The 1,192-nt window shown below is 66.7% G+C and carries 1 protein-coding gene; it reads left to right on the forward strand.

Annotated features, from left to right (window positions below; translation table 11 throughout):
- On the forward strand, positions 1 to 1,191 hold the full coding sequence (gene tuf, locus ACKUB9_RS34295; protein ID WP_407530531.1) for an elongation factor Tu: 1,191 nt from the start codon (positions 1 to 3) through the stop codon (positions 1,189 to 1,191).
- The last annotated feature ends 1 nt before the right edge of the window (position 1,192 follow it).

Here is a 1,192-nt window from a genome sequence, read left to right on the forward strand (position 1 = left end):
ATGGCCAAGGAAAAGTTTTCGCGGACGAAGCCGCACTGCAACATCGGGACGATCGGTCACGTGGACCACGGCAAGACGTCCCTGACGGCGGCGATCACCAAGGTCCTGGCCGAGACCGGAGGGGCGACCTTCACGGCCTACGACCAGATCGACAAGGCGCCGGAGGAGAAGGCGCGCGGGATCACCATCTCGACCGCGCACGTCGAGTACGAGACCCAGAACCGCCACTACGCCCACGTCGACTGCCCGGGCCACGCCGACTACGTCAAGAACATGATCACGGGTGCCGCCCAGATGGACGGGGCGATCCTGGTGGTCTCGGCCGCCGACGGCCCGATGCCGCAGACGCGCGAGCACATCCTGCTCGCCCGCCAGGTCGGCGTGCCGGCGCTGGTGGTGTTCATGAACAAGGTCGACATGGTCGACGATCCGGAGCTGCTCGACCTCGTCGAGCTCGAGGTGCGGGAACTCCTCTCGAAGTACGACTTCCCGGGCGACGACATCCCGATCACCAAGGGCTCGGCTTTGTGCGCGCTGGAGAACCGCGAGCCGAAGATCGGGCATGACGCGATCCTCGAGCTGATGGGGCACGTGGACGCCTACATCCCGCAGCCGGAGCGGCCGATCGACCTGCCGTTCCTGATGCCGATCGAGGACGTGTTCTCGATCTCGGGCCGCGGCACGGTGGTGACGGGTCGCGTGGAGCGCGGGATCATCAAGGTGGGCGAGACGGTGGAGATCGTCGGCATCCGGGCGACGCAGACGACGACCGTGACGGGCGTGGAGATGTTCCGCAAGCTGCTCGACCAGGGTCAGGCGGGCGACAACGTGGGCGTTCTGCTGCGCGGCACCAAGCGCGAGGACGTGGAGCGCGGCCAGGTGGTGTGCAAGCCCGGCTCGGTGAAGCCGCACACGAAGTTCAAGGCGGAGGCCTACATCCTGACGAAGGAGGAGGGCGGTCGGCACACGCCGTTCTTCACCAACTACCGTCCGCAGTTCTACTTCCGGACCACGGACGTGACGGGTGTGTGCCAGCTGCCGGAGGGCACCGAGATGGTGATGCCGGGCGACAACGTGACGATGGACGTCACGCTGATCGTGCCGGTGGCGATGGAGGAGAAGCTGCGCTTCGCCATCCGCGAAGGCGGCCGCACCGTCGGTGCCGGCGTCGTCGCGAGCATCTCGGAATAAA

Origin of the sequence: Methylobacterium oryzisoli, assembly GCF_046557895.1 — a bacterium.
Lineage (GTDB): Bacteria > Pseudomonadota > Alphaproteobacteria > Rhizobiales > Beijerinckiaceae > Methylobacterium > Methylobacterium oryzisoli.

What these genes read in the sequence shown, in the direction of transcription:
- tuf (WP_407530531.1), top strand. Translation starts at nt 1, where the DNA reads ATGGCCAAGGAAAAGTTTTCGCGGACGAAGCCGCACTGCAACATCGGG.